We start from the raw sequence: 21,975 nt of genomic DNA, 5'->3' as shown, positions 1-21,975 counted from the left end.
AAACGAAGAAAGAAAAGTGCAGGTGACAAAAAATGCAGATGGTAGATAATGCCAGAGTAGTTGTATATCTGATGACAGGTTTTCTGGAAAGCGGAAAAACACAGTTTTTAAGATACACTCTGGGACAGGAATATTTTGAGATTGACGGAAACACGGTTCTGATCCTGTGTGAAGAGGGAGAGGAAGAATACGGAGAGGATCTGCTGAAGCGGTCCCGTACCACTTTGCTGACTGTAGATGATCCGGAGGACATTACCCTGGAATGGCTGGAAGAAGTCGAGCAGAAGTATAAGCCGGAGAGAGTGATCTTTGAATGCAACGGTATGTATCCGGTGAGCAAAATGGAAGCACTGGAAGTTCCTAAGGGATGGGGACTTGTGCAGAAGCTGACGATGGTAGACGCCTCTACTTTCGGCACTTATATTGCTAATATGAAGCCTCTTTTTATGGATATGGTAAGAAATGCAGAGCTGGTTATGTTTAACCGCTGCACAAAAGATATGCCTCTTGCTTCCTATCGGAGAAGTGTAAAGGTAGTGAACCAGAGCGCCCAGATTATTTTTGAAGATGAGGAAGGCGAGATCGACAACATCTTTGAGGATTCCATGCCCTATGATCTGGATGCTCCGGTCGTGCAGATTGACGATATGGATTACGGAATCTGGTACGTGGATATGATGGATCACCCGGAACGCTATCTGAATAAAACCGTGGAATATAAGGCGAAAGTCCTGAAACCGAGAGGATTTGGGGCAAAAGAATTTGTGGCAGGGCGAATGGCAATGACCTGCTGCGCAGACGACACGACTTTTCTCGGTTATATCTGCAGGAGCGCCTACGCGCCTAAACTTTCGCCCGGACAGTGGGTGAAGGTAAAAGGGACAGTAGGTTATGAGTATACGAAAGCTTACCGCCGGAAGGGGCCTGTTATCAAAGCAGAATTTGTAGAGGCGTCCGAGGCTCCGGAAGATGAAATGGTATATTTTAACTAAACCGGAAAGGAAGGAAAAAGATTGCATACAATACCTGATATCAATACAGTAATTGGGATTCTGATCCCCTTTGCCGGGACAACGCTGGGAGCAGCCTGTGTGTTCTTAATGAGGGATACCATTCGGCCCCTTGTGCAGAAAGGTCTGCTGGGATTTGCATCCGGCGTTATGGTAGCGGCTTCGGTATGGTCCCTTCTGATCCCGGCGATGGAAATGACAGAACATATGGGAAAACTGGCCTTCCTCCCGGCGGCAGTGGGATTTATATGCGGGATGGGATTTCTGCTGCTTCTGGATAAAGTGGTCCCCCATCAGCATATGGATCACGATGAGCCGGAAGGACCTAAAAAAGGATGGCGCCGCTCTACCATGCTTGTTATGGCTGTGACCCTTCATAATATCCCGGAAGGGATGGCTGTCGGCGTTGTCTTTGCCGGAATGCTGGCAGAAAATACTGAGATTACGCTGATGGGGGCCTTTGCTCTGTCTCTTGGAATTGCCATACAGAATTTCCCGGAAGGGGCGATCATTTCCATGCCGCTGAAAAGCCAGGACGGCCTTGGCAGAGGCAAAGCGTTTCTCTACGGAACACTGTCAGGAGTGGTAGAACCGGCGGCAGCGCTGATCACGATACTGCTGTCTAAATTTTTTGTTCCGGTGCTTCCCTATCTTCTTGCTTTTGCGGCAGGCGCTATGCTCTATGTGGTGGTGGAAGAACTGATCCCGGAAGCAAATGAGGGAGAACACAGCAATATTGGAACCATCGGCTTTGCAGCCGGATTTGTACTGATGATGATACTGGATGTGGCACTTGGATAGTGTCTGCAGACAGGGACGATGCAGAAGGCATTGTCCCTGTCTTGTTGTTGCAGATTGGCATTGCAATGATTTAAGAAAATTTAAGAGAACCTTTATAGAAATCACAAAAATCCGGGTATATAATAAGATGGATATAAAGGAGAAATAAAATACATGAGACGAAGAAAGAGGCAGTATGCCCGGGAAACAGAAGAAATACAAAGGGAACGCATTCCCACGACCCGTTATGATCCGGATTATCGGGAGGGACTTACGGAAAATCAGGTGCAGGAGCACAGACTCCACGGCTGGACGAATGTGGCGGTGGATCCTCCGGCTAAGACTACAAAAGAGATCATTCATGAAAATGTATTCACTTATTTCAACCTCATTTTTATAGTACTGGGCATACTTCTATGTCTGGTAGGCTCTTTCCGGAATCTGACCTTCCTTCCGGTTGTTATTTTAAATACATTAATTGGAATCGTACAGGAAGTACGGGCAAAAAATGTACTGGAAAAGATGAGTATGCTCAATGCGCCCCATGCCAGGGTGGTGAGAGATGGAAAGATATCCCAGGTTAATTCGGAAGATCTGGTGATCGACGATATTGTGATCTTCAGCGCCGGAAATCAGATCTGTGCCGACGCAGTGGTTGCGGCCGGGGAGGTCCAGGTAAATGAATCTCTTCTTACCGGGGAATCCGATGAGATCACAAAGCGGAAAGGAGACCACCTTATGTCCGGAAGTTTTGTGGTTTCCGGGCAGTGTCACGCAAGACTTGACAAGGTGGGAGCGGATTCCTATATTTCCAGGCTGACAATAGAAGCAAAAGCCATGGATGACCAGGAACAGTCAGAAATGATACGTTCTTTGAATAAGCTGGTAAAATGGGTGGGAATCATTATCATTCCCATCGGTCTGGTCCTGTTTTCACAGAGCTTTTTCTTTAATGACGAAGGATTTCGTCAGAGTGTTACTTCTATGGTTGCGGCAGTCATTGGTATGATACCGGAAGGTTTATATCTTCTGGCAAGTGTCGCCCTTGCTGTCAGCGCTATGAGACTTGCAGGGCAAAAAGTTCTTCTCCATGATATGAAAAGTATTGAAACTCTGGCCCGGGTGAATGTGCTCTGTGTGGATAAGACCGGAACCATCACGGAAAATACCATGACAGTCAATAAGGCGGAGCCCACACTGGATTACCGGGAAAAAGAAGAAGAATATCCGCCTCTTGAGAAAATGATCGGAGATTTTGCGGCAGCCATGAGTGAAGATAATATCACTATGGCGGCTTTAAAGGAGCATTTTCGCGAGAATACAGGGAAAAAGCCGGTCAGTAAGACGTCCTTTTCCTCGGCGGTAAAATACAGCAGTGTGACCTACAAAGACGGCGCATATGTCCTGGGCGCTCCTGAGATGGTATTAAGGGATGATTACGTACTCTATGAGGCGGAAATTGAGCAGTATACAAAGAAGGGATACCGGGTTCTTGTATTTGGAAAATACGAGGGAGAAATTGACGGAAAGGCTCTGAAAGAAAAGGTAATCCCTCTGGGTTATATCATGCTCTCCAATCCGATCCGGGAAAACGCTCCGGAGACATTTCAATATTTTGCCCAGCAGGGTGTGGATATTAAAGTCATATCCGGAGACAATCCTATGACTGTGTCGGAGGTGGCACAGCAGGCAGGGATCAAAGGAGCAGAAAACTACGTGGATGCGGCTTCTCTTAAGACAGACCATGAAGTGGCAGAAGCAATGCAGAAATATACGGTGTTTGGAAGGGTAACACCCAATCAGAAACGGCAGTTTGTCCAGGTTTTGAAAGAACAGGGCAACACAGTTGCCATGACAGGGGATGGTGTAAACGATATTCTGGCCTTGAAAGATGCGGACTGCAGCATTGCTATGGCCTCCGGAAGCGAAGCGGCTTCACAGGCAGCCCAGGTGGTTCTTCTGGAGTCCGATTTTTCCAAAATGCCTTCCGTAGTGCTGGAAGGGCGAAGAGTCGTAAATAATATCCAGCGCTCTGCCAGTCTCTTTTTGGTAAAAAATATTTTTTCCCTGTTGCTGTCTCTCTTTTCTGCAGTGTTTATGATCACTTATCCATTGGAACCTTCACAGGTTTCTTTGATCAGTATGTTTACCATCGGCGTTCCGGCTTTCTTCCTGGCGCTGGAACCAAACAAGAGCCGTATAGAAGGACATTTTCTGTCAAATGTATTTTTGAAAGCCCTGCCGGGCGGATTGACAGATGTATTGATCGTGGGAGCGCTGGTGATTTTCGGGCAGACTTTTGAAGTGGGAAGCAGAGATATCTCCACGGCGGCAACCATTCTTCTGGCTATCGTCGGTTTTATGGTGCTTTACAAGATCAGCCAGCCCATGAATCCTATGCGTATGATTGTTTTAATAGGCTGCGGAATTGCCCTGATCTTTTCCAGTATTTATCTGGATGATCTGTTTGCAATGTCGGGTATGTCCACAAAATGTATTATGCTGTTTATTGTATTTTCTATAGCAGCGGAGCCGGTATTCCGGTACTTGAGTTTCGTTGTGGAAGAACTTGGAAAGTTAGGGAAAAAGCTGATTGGAAAGAAAAGTTCCGAAAAAAACGGGTAAGAGAAAAACAGACAAACGGGGAAAGAATGCAAAGATTCCTTTCCCCGTTTGTCTGTCTATGCCGCCTGTAGTGTTTCTGCCGCTTCTTCAATAGCTTCTCTCATCTTGCCAATAAGACGGTCCACATCTTTTCTGGAAGCGATCAGCGGCGGGATCATACGGTTAATGCTGTCTCCGATGGCTGTGATCAATGCCCGGCGGCGGAAAGTTTCCCATTTTACTTCCATGGCAATAGGCAGATCATATTCCACTCCGACCAGAAGCCCACGGCCTCTCACCTCTTTTACATGGGGCAGGGTTCTGAGCTGGTCCATCAGATAATTGCCAACTTCTTCCGCATTTTCAGACAGGTGATGATCCAGGATTTCGGAGATGGATGCGAGAGCAGAAGCACATGCAATAGGACTTCCGCCATAGGTGGAGCCATGGGTTCCGCTTCCAAGAGCTTCTGCGACTTTCTTCCTGGCACAGCAGGCTCCGATAGGCATGCCGCCTCCCATTGCTTTTGCCATAGATACTGCATCCGGCATGACTCCGTATCCCATATAAGCCATAGGAGCGCCGGTTCTGCCCCATCCGGTCTGTACTTCATCAAGAAGGAGGAGAAGATGATTGTCATCACACAGCTTTCTCAAGCCTTCCATAAATTCCTGCGTAGCCGGATGTACGCCTCCTTCACCCTGAACAGGTTCGATCATAATAGCAATGGTATTTTTGGTAATTTTAGAAGCAAAATCTTCCAGATCATTGAATTTTGCATAAACAAATCCGGAAACCATAGAACCGAAACCCTGCTGGATGGTTGTATCCGGCTGTCCGGTTGCTGCCATGGAACCAAAAGTCCGGCCATGGAATCCATGTTCTGCCGTGATGATCTGATACTTTTCAGGCCCAAAATGATCAGTTCCGTATTTCCGTGCCATCTTGATCATGCATTCATTGGCTTCTGTGCCAGAGTTCTGATAAAAAATTTTATCCATCCCGATGGTGTCACAGATTTTCTTTGCCAGCAGAGCCTGCGGGATTGTATAGGGATAATTAAAAGTGTGGAGAATATCATCTGCCTGATCTTTGATGGCTGCCACTACTTTTTCATTTCTGTTTCCGGGGCTGTTTACGGCCACACCTCCGTAGAAATCCAGGTAGGCATTTCCTTTTTCATCATACAGATACATCCCCTCAGCGCTTTCGGCAATGAAATCAAACCTTGGATATGTCTCCACCATATATTTTCTTACGATTGCCTTCAGTTCTTTTCCTGTCAGTCCAGTATCTTTCAGTTTCATATATAACGCCTTCCTTTCTATAATACAAATAAAAAGAGACCGTACACTTGTACGGCCTCTTTGCCTTGATGATATTAGAGTATATGCTTAAAAATTTTTTCTGTCAAGAATCCCGCTTGTCTTTTTTTCTGTACAATATGAGAAAGAACTGCTGTTCAATAATAAACGGCGAACTTTATAAATTGTCATTTCTGATCTACAGGTCTTGCAGAGCAGATACAATTTCAGAAAAGCGCATACTGTTGGAGGCTTTGACAAGAATATTGTCACCTTCCTGGATGAGATCCTTAAGAAGAGGGATCAGCTCTTCTTTGGAAGCGAACCATCGGGCGCAGCGCTCCGGAGCCAGTTCATGGAATCCATCTGTGATGGAGCGGGCCAGATCTCCGACTGCAAATACAGCATCTACGCCGGTCTGTGCCAGATAGGCGCCTACTTCCCGGTGCAGATTGCCGGCGTTTTCACCAAGCTCTCCCATACTTCCTACAATCGCTACCCGTCGGCCGATTCCGAGATTAAGCACATCAATGGCAGCTTTCATAGACACAGGATTCGCATTGTAGCAGTCGTCCAGAATAATGATTTTCTCTGTCTGGATAATATTGTTTCGTCCCGGCAGGAAGGAAAGGTGTTCAATTCCAGCCTTTATTTCTTCGCACGAAAGTCCCATGACATAGCCTACGGCAGCGCCTGCAAGGGCGTTGGATACCATGTGCATGCCGGGAGTTGGAACGGTACAGTCAAATTCTCCTATAGGTGTGTGGATTATGCAGGACGTTCCCCGAAGCCCCATAGGCACAATGCCGGATGCAGAAACAGAACATCCGGAAGAAGTTCCGTAAAAGATAGGCTGAACTCCTTTTACAGGTCCCAGCTCGGCAAGGAGCGGATCATCGCCGTTGACAATGATGGAACCTCCGTTTTTCATATCCTGGAACATCTGTGTTTTCTCATGCAGGATTCCTTCCTGTGTTTTGAGAAATTCCAGATGAGCCACTCCAATATTGGTGATTACACAGATATCCGGACTTGCCACTGTGGAAAGCTTGCGCATTTCTCCAAAATGATTGATCCCCATTTCCAGAACAGAAACTTCGTGTTCTTCCCGAAGGTCAAAGACAGTAAGGGGAAGTCCCGATTCACTGTTTAAGTTTCCCTGTGTCTTATGCACATTGAATTTCTGTGAAAGCACAGAAGCAATCATTTCTTTTGTACTGGTTTTTCCGACACTGCCGCTGATGCCCACCACTTTAATGTCAAAAGAATCCCGATACAGCTTTGCAATATCAAGAAGAGCCTGGGCTGTAGAATCTACAAGAATATAAGGATCAGAAGTCTCTCCGAGATCTTCTTCAGAAACGGCGCACAGTGCACCCTGTCGGATAACATCAGGAATAAACTTGTGACCGTTGACCCTTTCGCCGTGTATTGCCACAAACAGGCAGTCATCTGCAAGGCGGCGGCTGTCTATGGTAACCATGCTTACCTCCTTTGCAAGGAGGGAAGGATCGCCGTGATAAGTACCGCCACAGGCGTTAGTTATATTTTCTATCGTCAGATTTTTCATGATAATCTCCCTTTTGTTTTTGACAATGAATCAGCTACTGATATCTCGCTTCCAGAGATTTTTGTATGATAAGCTCACAAAATTCCCCATATTCATATCCTGCTGCTTTTGCTGCTTTGGGAAGAAGGCTTGCGGATGTCATACCCGGAAGAGAGTTTACTTCCAGACAGTAAAATTCCTCCGTTTCTTTATCTACAATAAAATCAGCTCTTGCATATACATCCAGACGCAGAGCCTTGTAGGCTTTTTCGCCGGCTTCCTGGATCATAGCTGTTGTTTTTGCGTCTACAGAAGTGGCAGGACAGATTTCTGACGCACCGCCCTGCTGATATTTGTGCGCATAATCAAAAAATCCGTCTGATGGAACAATTTCTACCAGAGGAAGCGCCTTTCCGTCAAAAATACCACATGCATATTCTCTTCCGTTGATAAAAGGCTCAATTACAACCTCATCCTCTTTCAGGAAAGACTGGCGCATCGCTTCACGGTATTCTTCATCCGTATGCACGATGTGTACGCCAAGGCTGGATCCTCCGGAGCAGGGCTTCACTACAACGGGAAGAGAGAAGCCAAGATCGGAAAGAGGAAGATCTTTTTGGGAGTGGGGTACATGAAGCCCTACCGGAGTAGGAACTCCCTGCATCTGGAAAATTTCTTTGGTAACTCCTTTGTTCATTGATAAAGCACAGCCCAGAGAATTAGGCCCTGTATAGCGGATTCCAAGTGTATCAAAGGTTGCCTGTATTTTCCCGTTTTCGCCAAAGCCGCCGTGAAGAGCCATAAATGTGATGTCCGCCATGCGGCACAGCTCCAGAACATTGGGGCCCAGATAGCTTGCTGAATCACCGGGGCGTGAAGCTTTTAATGCTTCCAGATCAGGTTCGGTTACCTGAATGCCGGAAGCGATCTCAAGTCCGCCGCCCGGGAGAGTAAAGACTTCTTCCAGATTGTCAGGTGCTGTGGGGAGGCCAAGGAAAGCATCCAGAAGATAGGCATTGTGGCCCCGTTCTCTCAAAGCTTTGCAAATGCTTCCTCCGGAACTTAAAGAAACATCTCTTTCGTTGCTGTAGCCTCCTGCAAGTACAATAATATTCATAAAATTAACACTCCTTAATATTCTAGTCCATACCCATCTGGTCAAGAAGGGATTTTTTTACCTGATATAAGCTTTCAGAAAGGTCAACATATACCTGATGTGGATAGAAAAGACGCTTTGTCTCATCCCACAGTGTTTTCTTTTCCTGTTTGCAGTATTCTGCGATTTCCATAACGGAAGGAGACTGATACACACATTCTCCTTTGCGGAAAACAGGTACTAAAATTTCGCGCATAGTATAAGATCCGCCGGGCAGCTTTGTCTTTTTCCAGGTTTCGATCGGATCAAAGAGAAGCAGATCTTCACTTGGATCAAAAGTTTCATCTGCAAAGCAGATCAGATCAGCGCGGACTTTGCCGGTGGTCTTATCATAAATCCGGAAAATGGTTTTGTTTCCGGGATTTGTGATTTTTTCCGTATTTTCGGAAATTTTTATTTTAGGAATAAAGGCACCTGATTCATCCTGAATAGCTGCCAGTTTGTAAACACCGCCAAAGGACGGGCAGTCTTTAGAGGTGATCAGATTTGTTCCTACGCCCCAGGAAGTGATGGCCGCCTGCTGCATTTTTAAATCATGAAGCAGGTATTCATCCAGATCGTTGGAAGCGGCAATGACTGCATCTTTAAATCCGGCTTCATCCAGCATTTTCCGCGCTTCCTTGGAGAGATAGGCGAGATCCCCGCTGTCCAGACGTATGCCATACCGCTTCAGAGGATTTCCGCTGTCTTTCATTTCCTGGAATACCCGGATTGCATTTGGAACACCCGATTTCAGGGTATCATAGGTGTCTACAAGAAGGGTGCAGTTGTCAGGATAAAGATCTGCATAAGCGCGAAAAGCAGTATATTCATCCGGAAAACTCATAATCCAGCTGTGCGCATGGGTACCAAGTACCGGTACATCAAAAAGCTGGCCTGCCAGAACATTGGAAGTTCCAACACAGCCGCCGATCATTGCGGCGCGGGCGCCGTAAAGGCCGGCATCGGGTCCCTGGGCACGGCGGAGTCCAAACTCCATTACACCGTCCCCGTTAGCGGCAAAGACGACACGGGAAGCCTTTGTGGCGATCAGGGACTGATGATTAATGATATTCAGGATCGCTGTCTCTACGAGCTGTGCTTCCATAATAGGGGCAATGATCTTAATGAGCGGTTCTTTTGGAAAGACTACCGTTCCTTCGGGAATAGCATAAATATCTCCCGTAAAGTGGAAGCCTCCGAGATAGTGCAGGAAATCTTCGCTGAAGATCCCCAGACTCCGGAGATAATCTACATCCTCATAAGTAAAATTCAAATTTTTTACATATTCAATTATCTGATCCAGTCCGGCGCAGATAGAATATCCGCCTCCGCTTGGATTTTGGCGGAAGAATACGTCAAAGATGACGGTTTCATTCTGCCCCTTTTCGTAGTATCCCTGCATCATAGTAAGTTCATAGAAGTCAGTAAGCAGGGTAAGGTCGTGTCTGTTCATTGTTCCTTTTAAACTCCTTTTAGTACCTTTTTATTACATGTCTGCGTCAGCAGACATGGTGTCTCTGGCAGTTAACATTCGCCATGCAAGCTCGCCCCCCTTCGGGACCTCGCTCGCGGGCCTCGTCCCCGCAAAGCGGGGCAAGCTGATTTATCAGCTTGAATTGCACATGGTGCAATTATTATACCACGTTTTTTTTACAGTTGTAAAAAGAATGTAAAAAAACTATACCAGGGACTGATTTTTTATGATTGTTTCCTGGATGATATTCTGGCAGTATGCGCCCAGATGCCTTTTGGTTTCTTTGTCCAGTTTGTCCGGATAAATGGGGGTTCCATATTCCAGTACCACGTGGGCTTTTCTGACAAAAGGCAGATGTTTTTCAAAGATTGCCTGTGTATTGTTCATGGACATGGGGATGATAGGACATCCTGTCTTTTCAGCAATCTTCAGCGCACCGTCCTTAAATGGCAGCATAGAAAGTTCTTCGCCTGTATTTCTTGTTCCCTCCGGAAAGATGCAGATAGAAATTCCACTTCTGATATATTCTATAGCAGTCAGAATGGTTTTGAGTCCCTCCTTCGGCGTGCTTCTGTCGAGGAAGAGACAGTAAAGGTTTTTCATCCAGTCACGGAGAAGAGGATAGCGGAGCATTTCTTTTTTGGCAACATAGCCTGTCAGGCGCCGGCATCTGGAATAGGTCAGCAGAATATCGAAATAGCTTCTGTGATTTCCTATATAAAGAACCGGTTCATCCGGGATGTTTTCTTCTCCGATCACAGTTACGCTCACTCCGGCAATTTTCAGCATGAGCCGGAACGTCCACTGCACCATCCGGAGACAGGAATAGTCTTTTGCTCTTTTGCTGACAAGGCCAACTACGTTTTCTATGAGGAGAACGGGAATGCCGATGACCAGGTACAGAAACAGAACAATTACGATACAAATAAATCTTATCATATTACTGCAGCCTTTCTTTTTTATACTTTCAGATATTTCTCAGACATCTTACCACATCTTACCATAAAACTGTCATTTTTCAAAGGGGTGGCGTGTATGATGATAAAGAGAAATAACTGTATGGTACAAAGATATGAAAGAACAAAGGAGGCTGCTTTGCACGCTTTGCGTTGTTTTGCTGATTTTTGTTTCGTCGTCTGCAGGCTGCAGTGTGGTAAAAGAGGACAAAGAAAAAACCGGCGATATCGAATATACAGTAGTAAAGGAAGAAGAGCTGCCAAAAGAGCTGCAAAAGCAGATTGAACAGAAAAAGGAGGATCCCATGAAGATTTCCTACGGGGATCAGGGGATGCTTTATATTGTGAGAGGATACGGAGAAAAGGACACGGAAGGATATCAGGCAGAAGTCAGGGAACTTTATGAGACAAAGAATGCCATTTACATACGGACTTATTTGAAAGGTCCGGAATCAGAGGAGGAAGCTAAAGAAAAAAAGACCTGCCCTTATGTGGCGGTAAAGATGCCGTATAATGCAAAAAAAATCCGATTTGATGAGTGAAAAAGGAGGAAATAAAAGTGGAAGAAGTCAGAAAGGCAGTTCACTGTATACAGACAGGAAAAAAGGTGACGGATCAGTTTTATGTGGATGAGGATGTCAATGTGCCAGATGTCAGAGAAGATGTGGCGAAAGTCATTCTGGCAGGAGGCCGCGTGCGGGTAGAGGACATTAAGATGACGGAAAATTATGCCAGGATCACAGGAAAGATTACCTATCAGATCCTGTATGAAACAGAAAATGAGATCCAGAAGGTATCGGCGCTTCAGGGGAAACTGTCTTTTGAAGAGATGGTGTATATGGAAGATGAACCAGTGGGAAAACTATATGTCAGATCATCTTTCGCAGAGCTGAATGTAACCGTTATTCATTCCAGAAAATTGAATATCCGGGTGGCAGTTGACCTTGAAGTCAGCTCAGAGGGAGAGAGTGAGGAAATCCTGACAACAGATGTGGAGACTTCTGAACCGGTCTATAAACGCTTCCGGACAGAGGAAATACTGAAGCTGCATTCGATGAAAAAAGACATATACCGGATCAAGGAAGAGATGAAGATTCCGGCTTCAAAAGAAAATATAGGTACACTCCTCTATGGAGAGGCGAACTTAAGAAAGCTGGATACCCGACTTGGAACAGATGAGCTGCTGCTTAGAGGAGAGATTCAGCTGTTTTGTCTTTATGAGTCACAGGAGCAGAAGATGGAATGGGTGGAGCAAAATATTCCCTTTGAGGGAAAGTTAGAATGTTACGGGGCAGAAGATACTATGTACCATGACATTCAGGCTTCGCTTACAGATGAAAATATAGACATTCGAATGGATGAGGACGGGGAGATGAGGATTTTCGGACTGGAGGCCTCTCTGGAAGTAAGGTGCAGTGTCTATGAAGAGGAAAAAACAGAAATTCTGGATGATCTTTATTCCCTGACAAAAGAGCTTATTCCTGCCCGGGAGGAAAAGGCTCTGGAAAGACTGGTTATGCAGAACCACTCCAGGTGCAAGGCAGCGGAGCAGCTGAACCTTCCAGAGCTGAAGGACGGAATGCTTCAGATCTGCCACTGCAGCGGCAGGCTCCAGATGGAATATACGAAAATCGTTCCGGAAGGGATTCAGGTAGAAGGTGTGATTCATATAGGAATGCTCTACATAAAGGCAGACGATGAAGTACCTTTTGATGTATGGCAGGGGATGATCCCCTATTCTCATATCATTGAGTGCCCGAAAGCAGAGGAAACGATGCGCTATGATATCAGCGGCACGGTGGAACAGTTAAGTGTCAGCCTTCTTGGAGGCGGTGAAGCAGAAGTCAAAGCAGTGCTTGGATTCCAGATCCTTCTTAGGGAGGCTGTCATGGTAGAGAATATCGAACAGATAGAGGAAAGGGAGATGGATGAAAAAGAAGCGGAGAATGCTCCCGGAATTGTGGGATATATTGTAAAGGAAGGCGATGATCTGTGGAATCTTGCCAAACGGTATCACACCACAGAGGAAGGAATACAGGAAGTGAATGAGATGGACGGCAGGCAGATAAAAGCAGGAGATCGTATATTGATTTTTAAAGAAAATATGAGTATACTATAAGAACACTGTATACAAGATACAAGGAGAAAACAATGGATAAATTAGAGTTGAAAGCACTGGGAAAGATAAATCTTGGACTGGATATTCTCGGACGGAGAGAAAACGGCTACCATGATGTGCGCATGGTGATGCAGACTGTCTATTTATATGACAGAGTAATTATGGAAAAGATGCGGGAACCGGGGATAGAGATTCGCACAAATCTTGGCTTTTTGCCGGTCAATGAAAACAATATTGCCTATAAGGCGGCAGATCTTATGATCCGGGAATTTGATATCCGGGAGGGAATGCGTATTACCCTGGAAAAGCATATTCCGGTGGCGGCGGGTATGGCAGGAGGAAGCTCCAACGCCGCAGCGGTGCTTTTTGGAATGAACCGTATGTTTTCTCTGGGACTTTCTGAAGAGGAATTAAAGAAAAGGGGAGTGATTCTGGGGGCGGATGTTCCCTACTGTATTATGCGGGGAACTGTTCTGGCGGAAGGGATCGGAGAAATCCTGACGCCGCTTCCGGCTATGCCGAAATGTTATGTGCTGATTGCAAAGCCGCCGCTTTCTGCGTCTACGAAAACCGTATATGAAAAAATTGACCAGGAAGGGATCAGCCGGCATCCGGATATCGACGGTATACTTGCGGGACTGGATGCCGGGGATCTGAAAAAGATAACCGGAAGCATGGGAAATGTGCTGGAACAGGTGATGCTGAAGGAACATCCGGTTCTTGGTCAGATCAAGGAAACAATGAAAGAAGCAGGTGCCCTGAATGCTATGATGAGCGGCAGCGGTCCCACAGTGTTCGGGATTTATGAGAACAGGAGGACGGCAAAGGCAGCGGCAGAAAAGCTGAAACATACCGGCCTGGTGAAGCAGGCTTATGTGACCAATGTACACAATGTAAGGAGGAAATAAATGAAGGAACCGAATTTTGAAGTCAGCATGAATGAGTATCTTCCCCTTAGGGATGTTGTTTTTAATACTTTGCGTCAGGCAATTTTAAGAGGGGAACTGAAACCGGGAGAAAGGCTGATGGAAATACAGCTGGCAAATAAACTGGGCGTCAGCAGGACGCCTATCCGGGAGGCAATCCGCAAGCTGGAGCTGGAAGGACTCGTTCTGATGATTCCCAGAAAAGGTGCCGAGGTGGCAGAGATCACGGAAAAAAGCCTAAGAGATGTGCTGGAAGTAAGGCGGGCTTTAGAGGAGCTGGCTGTGCGCCTGGCATGCGATAAGATCAGCGAAGAAAAGATTCAGGAACTGAAAGAAGCAGCCGAGTATTTCCAATCCACCTTAAAAAGCGGAGATATCACGAAAATTGCGGAAGCTGACGTCAAATTCCATGATGTGATCTATCTTGCAACAGATAACCAGAAGCTGATCCAGCTTCTCAGTAACCTTGGAGAACAGATGTACCGTTACCGGGTGGAATATTTAAAACGGTCAGATTTCCATCAGCAGTTGATCGATGAACACGAGGAGATCATTCAGACTATTGAGACAGGACAAAAAGACAAGGCGGCCAAGGTAGTGTGTCAGCATGTGGATAATCAGGTAGAGGCAGTGATCGATACCATCCGGACAAAAAAATAATTGCAGTTTCGAGCCCGCTTTTGTATAAAGGGGCAAAAGGGCGGCAAAACTCCTGATAGATTCAAAGAAATAAAAAGAAGAGATCAGGAGGTACATACAATATGGAAACGGGAAATCGCAGGGAAAGAAAAAGACAGGTCTTTTGCCTGGCAGCAGCGCTTATAGCAGCGGCAGTCATTACAGGTTTCCTTGTCTGGCAGAGAGGAATGCTGGTGGAGGCAAGAAGCCGGGAAGCACAGGAAGAGCTGGCGGAAACGGTGCTGCGTTTTCATGTACTGGCTGACAGCGATTCGGATCGGGATCAGAAGTTGAAAATGGCTGTAAAAGAAGCCCTTCTTTCCTATATGAAAAGGAATATGCCGGAAACGGATGATCTGGAAGAAACCATAGAGTGGATGGGCAGTCATCTTAGCGATATGGAAAAGACCGGCGAGATGGTTCTTCGGAATGAGGGATGTACGGATGAGGTCAGCGCAGAGGTCGTGAAGGATTATTTTCCAGAAAAAAACTATGGAGATGTGACATTTCCGGCGGGAGAATATACAGCTCTCAGGGTAAAGATCGGAAGCGGGCAGGGGCATAACTGGTGGTGCTGTCTGTATCCCAACCTTTGTTTTACAGATGCTGTCCGGTGTGTTGTGCCGGAAAAGGGAAAGGAAAAAATGGGACATGTGTTAAGTGAAGATGCGTACGATATGGTTACGGCATTTTCGGACTTTAAGATAAAATGGTTTTTCTTCGGGGATGGTGCATCCGGGAAATAACCAGGTAAGGCGGAGGCAGAAACGTTATGACAGAATTTTTAGTCAGGCATTTTATAAAGGATTATCACAAGACAGAGGAACTGAATGTGCGGACGCAGTACGGCACGCTGGCAGGGGTTGTGGGCATTATCTGTAATGCCCTCCTTTTTGCTGTAAAGGCGGCAGTGGGGATTGCCATGCACAGTATTTCTGTTACGGCAGATGCATTTAACAATCTGTCGGATGCAGCTTCTTCTGTGATCGGTCTTGTGGGGGTGAAGCTGGCGGGAAAGCCGGCAGACAAAGAACATCCCTTCGGACACGGAAGAATGGAATATATTACGGCGCTTGTGGTTTCCTTTCTTGTTATTGAAGTAGGACTTACTTTTTTTAAGGATGCATTTTCCAGAATATGGAATCCACAGAAACTGGAATTTCAGTTTATATCGGTTCTGATTCTGGTCTTATCCATTGGAGTAAAACTGTGGATGAGCCTTTTTAACCGGAAATTGGGAAAAAGGATTGATTCTAAGGTAATGCTGGCGACAGCGGCAGATGCCGTGGGTGACGTGATCACCACTTCTGCCACCGTGATCTCCCTGTTGTTTTTCTATTTTACAGGAATTAATATTGACGGAGTTATCGGTGTTTGTGTATCATTGGTAGTCATATGGGCGGGGATTGGAATCGCAAAGGATACATTGAAGCCGCTTCTGGGAGAGCCTACTTCTTCTGCAGATTATGAGAAGATTACCAGATTTGTGGAGAGTTATGACGGAATTATCGGAAGCCATGACCTGATCGTGCATAATTACGGACCGGGCCGCAATATGGCATCTATACATGCGGAAGTGCCCAATGATGTAGATATTGAGGAATCTCACGAGATTATTGACAGGATCGAGCGGGACGCTATTTCGCAGATTGGAGTTTTTCTTGTTATACATATGGATCCGGTGGAGACAAAAAATGAAAGAATACTGGAAATCAGGAAACAGGTGGAGGCGAGCATAAATGAGATCGATCCGGATGTAACGATCCACGATCTGCGCGTAGTGGAAGGTAAGGAAAGGATCAATCTTATATTTGATATGGTAGTTCCCTTTGCTTATTCCAGAGAAGAGCAAAAGGAGCTGGAGCGGAAAGTAAGGAGTTACTTATCAGAACGGGACTCCAGATATCAATGTGTGATCACAGTAGAACAAAGTTTTGTGGCACAGGGAGAGGAAGGATAAAGATGTACACATATGAAAGCAGGGTAAGATTCAGTGAAGTAGATCATTATGAGACAATGACGCTTCCGTCTATTATTAATTATTTTCAGGACGGGAGTATTTTCCAGTCAGAGGATATCGGTCTGGGTGTAGATTATCTGAAGGAAAAGAAAAGAGCGTGGGTGCTGTCTTCCTGGCAGGTTGTTATCGAGCGGTATCCGCGCATCGGAGAGAAAATCCGGATCGGTACGTGGGCCACAGGCTTCCAGGGACTTTACGGCTACCGGAATTTCTGCATGTGGGATGAAAAAGGGGAAAAGGCTGCGTATGCCAATTCTATCTGGGTTTACATGGATCTGGAGAAACAGCGTCCTGCAAGACCGCCGAAGGAAGAAGTGGAAAAGTACGGGACAGAAGAGGCGCTGGAGATGGAATATGCACCCAGAAAAATCTCTTTGCCGCAAGATGCTTTGTCAGGAGAGATCTTCCCGGTGCGAAAATACCATATTGATACGAATGAGCATGTAAATAACTGCCAGTATGTCCAGATGGCATTGGAGGCTGCCGGGGAAGAACTGATGGTAAGACAGATGAGGGCGGAATATAAAAAGTCTGCTTTATTGCATGACAAAATACTGCCAAAAGTGGCGAAAGAAGGAGAAAGGACAGTGGTGGAACTGTGTGAGCCCGACGGAGGAGTTTACGCAGTGGTGGAGCTGACAGGAGAAAAAAGATGTTAGAAAAAGGTTTGGGAAAAAAGCAGGTACTTAAGGTTGTAAAAAAGACAGATTTCGGAATATATCTTGGAACGGAGGAGGAGAGAGTGCTTCTGCCGGGCAGACAGGTACCGGAGGGGACGAAGATCGGAGATGAGCTGGAAGTGTTTCTCTATCGCGATTCCAGAGACAGGCTGATCGCCACTACGCATGAACCCAAAATACAGCTTGGTGAACTTCAGGTTCTGACAGTGGCAGATACAGGGAAAATAGGAGCGTTTCTTGATTGGGGGCTGGAAAAGGATCTTCTGCTTCCTTTTAAGGAGCAGACCGCAAAAGTGAAAAAAGGAGATTCCTGTCTGGTAAGTCTGTATGTGGATAAGAGCGGCAGACTGTGTGCCACTATGAAAATTTATGAAAAGCTCAGAACGGATTCCCCTTACAAGAAAGATGATAAGGTTAAAGGAATCATTTATGAAAAGAGCACCAATTTCGGACTTTTCGTAGCGGTTGACAACTGCTACTGCGCGCTGATCCCCAAAAGGGAAGCGCCCGGAGGATATAAAGTGGGTGATGTGGTAACAGCCCGCGTCGCAGAAGTGAAGCCTGACGGAAAGCTGGATCTTAGTGTGCGGGAGAAGGCATTTATCCAGATGGATGCAGATGCGCTGATCATTCTGGAGCGTCTCAAGGAACATGGAGGAGAGCTTCCGTTTACCGATAAAGCCGATCCGGACCGGATCCGGGAAGAGTTCGGATTCAGTAAAAATGCTTTTAAGCGGGCAGTGGGCAGACTCTTAAAAGAAGGGAAAATAGAAATACGGGAAAAAAGCATTGCAATCCGGTGAAAATTGGTTATAATGAGGGTGTGTAGTGAAATAAGTATGGAAAGTGAGGAATGACAGGACAATGAAAGTACAGAATATAACAGACATTGACAGGTTTTTTAAAGTAGTAGACGAATGTAAAGGAAGAGTGGAACTGGTGACAGGAGAAGGGGACAGACTGAATCTGAAATCCAAGTTATCACAGTATGTATCCATGGCAAACATTTTCTCCAACGGAGAAATTCCGGAGCTGGAAATTATTGCTTACGAAAAAGAAGATATTGACAGACTCGTATCCTTTATGGTGAACGGCTAATTGAAATGAATCCGGAACAGGCGGGCATGTTGTCGATAAGGGGCAGCATTCCCGCCGTTTTAGCATATAGGAAACTTCGTTTTTTGTTTAGAGAGAGGGAAAGACATGAGTTTTGCACATCTGCACGTCCATACGGAATACAGCCTTCTGGACGGTTCAAACAAAATAAAAGAATGTGTGTCAAGGGTAAAAGAGCTGGGGATGAACAGCGTTGCCATCACCGACCATGGCGTTATGTACGGCGTCATTGATTTTTACCGCGCGGCAAAGGCGGAAGGGATCAAACCTATTATCGGCTGTGAAGTCTATGTGGCGCCGGGGTCCAGATTTGACAGAGAGGCCAGAGGAAGTGATGAGAGCAGGTATTATCATCTTGTGCTTCTGGCGGAGAATGACCAGGGCTATCATAATCTGATGAAGCTGGTTTCCAGGGGATTTACGGAAGGGTATTATTATAAACCCCGTGTGGATATGGAGCTTTTGGAACGCTATCATGAAGGGCTGATTGCCTTGAGCGCCTGCCTGGCAGGAGAAGTTTCAAGAAATATTCTCAGGGGCATGTATGAGGAGGGCAAGGAAGCTGCCCTTCGCTATGAGAAAATTTTCGGCAAAGGCAACTTCTTCCTGGAGCTTCAGGATCATGGGATTGCCCAGCAGACCATGGTAAATCAGGCTCTGCTGCGGATGAGTCAGGAGACAGGGATCGGCCTTGTGGCGACAAATGATATCCACTATACTTATGCGGATGACGTAAAACCGCATGATATCCTTCTGTGTCTTCAGACCGGCAAGAAACTGGCAGATGAGGACCGGATGCGATATGAGGGCGGACAGTACTACATCAAATCCGAAGAAGAGATGAAGGAGCTGTTTCCCTATGCGCTGGAAGCGCTGGAAAATACACAGAAAATCGCTGACAGATGCAACGTGGAAATTGAGTTCGGGGTGACGAAACTTCCGAAATACGACGTCCCGGACGGCTATACTTCCTGGGAATATCTGAACAAGCTCTGCTTTGAAGGACTGGAAGAAAGATATGGTGTGAAAGGCGGAGAGCACAAAGGAGAGGTGGATCAGGAGCTTAAGGATCGTCTGACCTATGAGCTGTCCATCATTCACGATATGGGATACGTGGATTATTTTCTGATCGTCTGGGATTTTATTAAGTATGCAAGAGATCACAAGATCATGGTGGGGCCGGGGCGTGGATCGGCAGCGGGAAGTATCGTTTCCTATTGCCTTGGAATTACCAGTATCGACCCTATTAAGTATCAGCTGCTGTTTGAGCGTTTCCTTAACCCGGAGCGAGTGTCTATGCCGGATATTGATGTGGATTTCTGTTTCGAGAGACGTCAGGAAGTCATCGACTATGTGGTAAGAAAATACGGCTCCGACCGGGTGGTGCAGATTGTTACTTTTGGTACGATGGCTGCAAGAGGAGTCATTCGGGATGTAGGGCGTGTGATGGATCTGCCCTATGCTTTTGTGGACAGTATTGCGAAAATGATTCCGAAGGAATTGAACATTACTCTGGATAAATCTCTGTCTATGAATCCGGAATTAAAGAAACTGTACGAGGAGGACGGGCAGGTACGGGAGCTGATCGATATGTCAAAAAGGCTGGAAGGTCTTCCGAGACATACATCCATGCATGCCGCGGGCGTGGTGATCAGCCAGAAAGAAGTGGATGAGTATGTGCCTCTCTCTCTTGGTTCAGACGGTTCGGTAACCACACAGTTTACGATGACGACCCTGGAAGAGCTGGGACTCCTTAAAATGGATTTCCTCGGCCTTCGGACGCTGACTGTAATCCAGAATGCAGTGGATCTGGCGGAAAAGAGTACCGGAACACAGATTGATATTAATGCAATTGATTTTAATGACCAGGAAGTGCTGGAGTCTATCGGAAGCGGTCGGACAGACGGTGTGTTCCAGCTTGAAAGTGCGGGGATGAAAAGCTTCATGAAGGAGCTGAAGCCAAAGAGCCTGGAAGATATTATCGCTGGAATTTCTCTTTATCGTCCGGGACCGATGGATTTTATTCCCCAGTATATCAAAGGGAAGAACAGCACAGGAGAGATTACCTATGACTGCCCGCAGCTTGAGCCGATCCTGGCGCCCACATACGGATGTATTGTTTATCAGGAACAGGTTATGCAGATTGTGCGTGATCTGGCCGGTTACACTCTTGGAAGAAGCGACCTTTTGAGAAGAGCTATGTCCAAGAAAAAGGGCGATGTGATGCAGAAAGAGCGCCAGAACTTTGTGTATGGGAATCCTGATGAAGGGGTGCCCGGATGCGTCAACAATGGAATCGACGAAAAAACAGCCAACAAAATTTATGATGAGATGATTGATTTTGCAAAATATGCCTTCAATAAGTCTCATGCGGCGGCATATGCTGTTGTTTCTTATCAGACTGCTTATCTGAAATATTATTATCCGGTAGAATTTATGGCGGCTCTTATGACATCCGTGATTGAAAATCCGCCGAAAGTGGCAGAATATATTTACAGCTGCCGGCAGATGGGAATTGAAATCCTTCCTCCGGATATCAACAGAGGAGAAGGGAATTTCTCTGTGGATGAAGGAAATATCCGGTATGGGCTGGCGGCGATCAAGAGCATCGGACGTCCGGTGATCCAGGAAATTATTGAGGAGAGGGAAATCGGCGGAGAATTTAAGAGCCTGAAAGATTTTATTGAACGAATGTCCGGAAAGGATGTCAATAAACGCAGTATAGAAAACTTTATCAAGGCAGGTGCATTTGACGGACTTGGCGGAACCCGGAAGCAGTTTATGAGTATCTACATCCAGATTCTGGATCAGGTAAACCAGGAGAGAAAAACCTCCATGGCAGGGCAGATGTCTCTCTTTGATCTTGTGGGGGAAGAGCAGAAAAGCGAATTTGATATTCCTCTTCCTGATGTGGGAGAATATGATAAAGAAACGAAGCTTGCTTTCGAAAAAGAAGTGATCGGGGTATATCTGACAGGACATCCGCTGGAGGATTATGAAGAAAAATGGCGGAAAAATATTTCCAAGACTACACTGGATTTCCAGATTGACGATTCCACCGGGCGGGCGAGAGTGTATGATGGTGCCAAGGAAACGGTGGGCGGTATGATCACTGCCAAAACCATAAAACATACAAAGAACAATAAGATGATGGCTTTTCTGACTCTGGAAGATCTGGTGGGAAATGTGGAGATTGTCGTTTTCCCAAGGGATTATGAAAAGAATCAGCGTCTTTTAAACGAGGAAAGCAAGGTATTCATCCGGGGAAGAGTATCGGAAGAAGACGATGCTCCCAGTAAGCTGATCTGTGAGACGGTTATTCCCTTTGAACAGACAAAGAGGGAGCTGTGGATCCAATATCCGGACAAGGCGGCCTATATGGAAGATGAATCCCATCTTTTTGAACTGCTGAAGGCCTCTGATGGCGACGATACAGTCGTGATATACTGCAGGGCAGAAAAAGCAGTGAAAAGACTTCCGGCGGGGCGGAACATCTATATTGAACCCGGGATTCTAAGCAGATTGACGAATTATTTCGGAGAATCTTGTGTAAAAGTTGTAGAAAAGCCCATTGAAAGCATAAGATAGATAGGGTAGAATAGGAAGCAAAGCGAAAATTAA

18 protein-coding genes are annotated in these 21,975 nt (G+C 46.1%); 13 read left to right on the top strand and 5 right to left on the bottom strand.

What is annotated here, in order from left to right; translation table 11 throughout:
- Positions 1–32: 32 nt before the first annotated feature.
- The 3 genes from EUBC25_RS05380 to EUBC25_RS05370 all read left to right on the top strand — a co-directional run bounded on the left by EUBC25_RS05380 (position 33) and on the right by EUBC25_RS05370 (position 4,415).
- Positions 33–992, top strand: a complete 960-nt coding sequence (locus EUBC25_RS05380) for a TIGR03943 family putative permease subunit (RefSeq protein ID WP_230107146.1) — start codon at positions 33–35, stop codon at positions 990–992.
- A gap of 39 nt (positions 993–1,031) precedes the next feature.
- On the top strand, positions 1,032–1,811 hold the full coding sequence (locus EUBC25_RS05375; protein WP_230107555.1) for a ZIP family metal transporter: 780 nt from the start codon (positions 1,032–1,034) through the stop codon (positions 1,809–1,811).
- 153 nt (positions 1,812–1,964) lie between these two features.
- Complete coding sequence (locus tag EUBC25_RS05370; RefSeq protein WP_230107145.1) at positions 1,965–4,415, top strand: cation-translocating P-type ATPase; 2,451 nt, start codon at positions 1,965–1,967, stop codon at positions 4,413–4,415.
- Between the two features lie 56 nt (positions 4,416–4,471).
- On the opposite strand, the gene EUBC25_RS05365 is transcribed toward EUBC25_RS05370, so the two are convergent.
- From EUBC25_RS05365 to EUBC25_RS05345, 5 genes are all read right to left on the bottom strand, one after another.
- Complete coding sequence (locus tag EUBC25_RS05365; RefSeq protein WP_230107144.1) at positions 4,472–5,701, bottom strand: aspartate aminotransferase family protein; 1,230 nt, start codon at positions 5,699–5,701, stop codon at positions 4,472–4,474.
- 196 nt (positions 5,702–5,897) lie between these two features.
- Positions 5,898–7,268, bottom strand: a complete 1,371-nt coding sequence (locus EUBC25_RS05360) for a UDP-N-acetylmuramoyl-tripeptide--D-alanyl-D-alanine ligase (protein ID WP_230107143.1) — start codon at positions 7,266–7,268, stop codon at positions 5,898–5,900.
- Positions 7,269–7,302: 34 nt separating this feature from the next.
- Positions 7,303–8,364 carry a D-alanine--D-alanine ligase family protein gene (locus EUBC25_RS05355; protein WP_230107142.1) on the bottom strand — a complete coding sequence of 354 codons (1,062 nt, stop codon included), beginning with the start codon at positions 8,362–8,364 and terminating at the stop codon, positions 7,303–7,305.
- Positions 8,365–8,386: 22 nt separating this feature from the next.
- Complete coding sequence (locus EUBC25_RS05350) at positions 8,387–9,838, bottom strand: nicotinate phosphoribosyltransferase (protein ID WP_230107141.1); 1,452 nt, start codon at positions 9,836–9,838, stop codon at positions 8,387–8,389.
- A gap of 225 nt (positions 9,839–10,063) precedes the next feature.
- Positions 10,064–10,798, bottom strand: a complete 735-nt coding sequence (locus EUBC25_RS05345; protein ID WP_230107140.1) for a lysophospholipid acyltransferase family protein — start codon at positions 10,796–10,798, stop codon at positions 10,064–10,066.
- A 133-nt stretch (positions 10,799–10,931) separates the two neighbouring features.
- Here EUBC25_RS05345 and EUBC25_RS05340 point away from each other — a divergent pair, with 133 nt between their 5' ends.
- From EUBC25_RS05340 to EUBC25_RS05295, 10 genes are all read left to right on the top strand, one after another.
- Entirely contained in the window at positions 10,932–11,357 is a 426-nt protein-coding gene (locus EUBC25_RS05340; RefSeq protein WP_230107139.1) for a protease complex subunit PrcB family protein, read from the top strand.
- A gap of 17 nt (positions 11,358–11,374) precedes the next feature.
- Positions 11,375–12,934, top strand: coding sequence for a DUF3794 and LysM peptidoglycan-binding domain-containing protein (locus EUBC25_RS05335; RefSeq protein WP_230107138.1), 1,560 nt, complete (start codon positions 11,375–11,377; stop codon positions 12,932–12,934).
- Between the two features lie 32 nt (positions 12,935–12,966).
- The gene (gene ispE / locus EUBC25_RS05330) at positions 12,967–13,842 is read left to right on the top strand and encodes a 4-(cytidine 5'-diphospho)-2-C-methyl-D-erythritol kinase (protein WP_230107137.1); all 876 of its coding nucleotides are present in this window, start codon (positions 12,967–12,969) and stop codon (positions 13,840–13,842) included.
- Positions 13,843–14,520, top strand: a complete 678-nt coding sequence (locus tag EUBC25_RS05325; protein WP_230107136.1) for a GntR family transcriptional regulator — start codon at positions 13,843–13,845, stop codon at positions 14,518–14,520.
- 101 nt (positions 14,521–14,621) lie between these two features.
- Positions 14,622–15,284 carry a stage II sporulation protein R gene (gene spoIIR, locus EUBC25_RS05320; RefSeq protein ID WP_230107135.1) on the top strand — a complete coding sequence of 221 codons (663 nt, stop codon included), beginning with the start codon at positions 14,622–14,624 and terminating at the stop codon, positions 15,282–15,284.
- Positions 15,285–15,310: 26 nt separating this feature from the next.
- On the top strand, positions 15,311–16,498 hold the full coding sequence (locus tag EUBC25_RS05315; RefSeq protein WP_230107134.1) for a cation diffusion facilitator family transporter: 1,188 nt from the start codon (positions 15,311–15,313) through the stop codon (positions 16,496–16,498).
- 2 nt (positions 16,499–16,500) lie between these two features.
- On the top strand, positions 16,501–17,217 hold the full coding sequence (locus EUBC25_RS05310; RefSeq protein ID WP_230107133.1) for an acyl-[acyl-carrier-protein] thioesterase: 717 nt from the start codon (positions 16,501–16,503) through the stop codon (positions 17,215–17,217).
- Positions 17,211–18,041, top strand: a complete 831-nt coding sequence (locus EUBC25_RS05305; RefSeq protein WP_230107132.1) for a CvfB family protein — start codon at positions 17,211–17,213, stop codon at positions 18,039–18,041. Before EUBC25_RS05310 ends, EUBC25_RS05305 begins: the two co-directional genes overlap by 7 nt.
- Positions 18,042–18,102: 61 nt before the next feature.
- Positions 18,103–18,336 carry a polya polymerase gene (locus EUBC25_RS05300; RefSeq protein ID WP_230107131.1) on the top strand — a complete coding sequence of 78 codons (234 nt, stop codon included), beginning with the start codon at positions 18,103–18,105 and terminating at the stop codon, positions 18,334–18,336.
- A gap of 105 nt (positions 18,337–18,441) precedes the next feature.
- On the top strand, positions 18,442–21,942 hold the full coding sequence (locus tag EUBC25_RS05295) for a DNA polymerase III subunit alpha (RefSeq protein WP_230107130.1): 3,501 nt from the start codon (positions 18,442–18,444) through the stop codon (positions 21,940–21,942).
- Positions 21,943–21,975: the final 33 nt, after the last annotated feature.

The sequence above is a fragment of the Claveliimonas bilis genome (assembly GCF_020892095.1).
GTDB lineage: Bacteria > Bacillota > Clostridia > Lachnospirales > Lachnospiraceae > Claveliimonas > Claveliimonas bilis.
This window is presented reverse-complemented; position numbering and strand designations above follow the sequence as displayed.

Coding starts and splice junctions, on each gene's coding strand:
- EUBC25_RS05380 (WP_230107146.1), top strand. CDS start 33: ATGCAGATGGTAGATAATGCCAGAGTAGTTGTATATCTGATGACAGGT.
- EUBC25_RS05370 (WP_230107145.1), top strand. CDS start 1,965: ATGAGACGAAGAAAGAGGCAGTATGCCCGGGAAACAGAAGAAATACAA.
- EUBC25_RS05365 (WP_230107144.1), bottom strand. CDS start 5,701: ATGAAACTGAAAGATACTGGACTGACAGGAAAAGAACTGAAGGCAATC.
- EUBC25_RS05360 (WP_230107143.1), bottom strand. CDS start 7,268: ATGAAAAATCTGACGATAGAAAATATAACTAACGCCTGTGGCGGTACT.
- EUBC25_RS05355 (WP_230107142.1), bottom strand. CDS start 8,364: ATGAATATTATTGTACTTGCAGGAGGCTACAGCAACGAAAGAGATGTT.
- EUBC25_RS05350 (WP_230107141.1), bottom strand. CDS start 9,838: ATGAACAGACACGACCTTACCCTGCTTACTGACTTCTATGAACTTACT.
- EUBC25_RS05345 (WP_230107140.1), bottom strand. CDS start 10,798: ATGATAAGATTTATTTGTATCGTAATTGTTCTGTTTCTGTACCTGGTC.
- EUBC25_RS05340 (WP_230107139.1), top strand. CDS start 10,932: ATGAAAGAACAAAGGAGGCTGCTTTGCACGCTTTGCGTTGTTTTGCTG.
- ispE (WP_230107137.1), top strand. CDS start 12,967: ATGGATAAATTAGAGTTGAAAGCACTGGGAAAGATAAATCTTGGACTG.
- EUBC25_RS05325 (WP_230107136.1), top strand. CDS start 13,843: ATGAAGGAACCGAATTTTGAAGTCAGCATGAATGAGTATCTTCCCCTT.
- spoIIR (WP_230107135.1), top strand. CDS start 14,622: ATGGAAACGGGAAATCGCAGGGAAAGAAAAAGACAGGTCTTTTGCCTG.
- EUBC25_RS05315 (WP_230107134.1), top strand. CDS start 15,311: ATGACAGAATTTTTAGTCAGGCATTTTATAAAGGATTATCACAAGACA.
- EUBC25_RS05310 (WP_230107133.1), top strand. CDS start 16,501: ATGTACACATATGAAAGCAGGGTAAGATTCAGTGAAGTAGATCATTAT.
- EUBC25_RS05305 (WP_230107132.1), top strand. CDS start 17,211: ATGTTAGAAAAAGGTTTGGGAAAAAAGCAGGTACTTAAGGTTGTAAAA.
- EUBC25_RS05300 (WP_230107131.1), top strand. CDS start 18,103: ATGAAAGTACAGAATATAACAGACATTGACAGGTTTTTTAAAGTAGTA.
- EUBC25_RS05295 (WP_230107130.1), top strand. CDS start 18,442: ATGAGTTTTGCACATCTGCACGTCCATACGGAATACAGCCTTCTGGAC.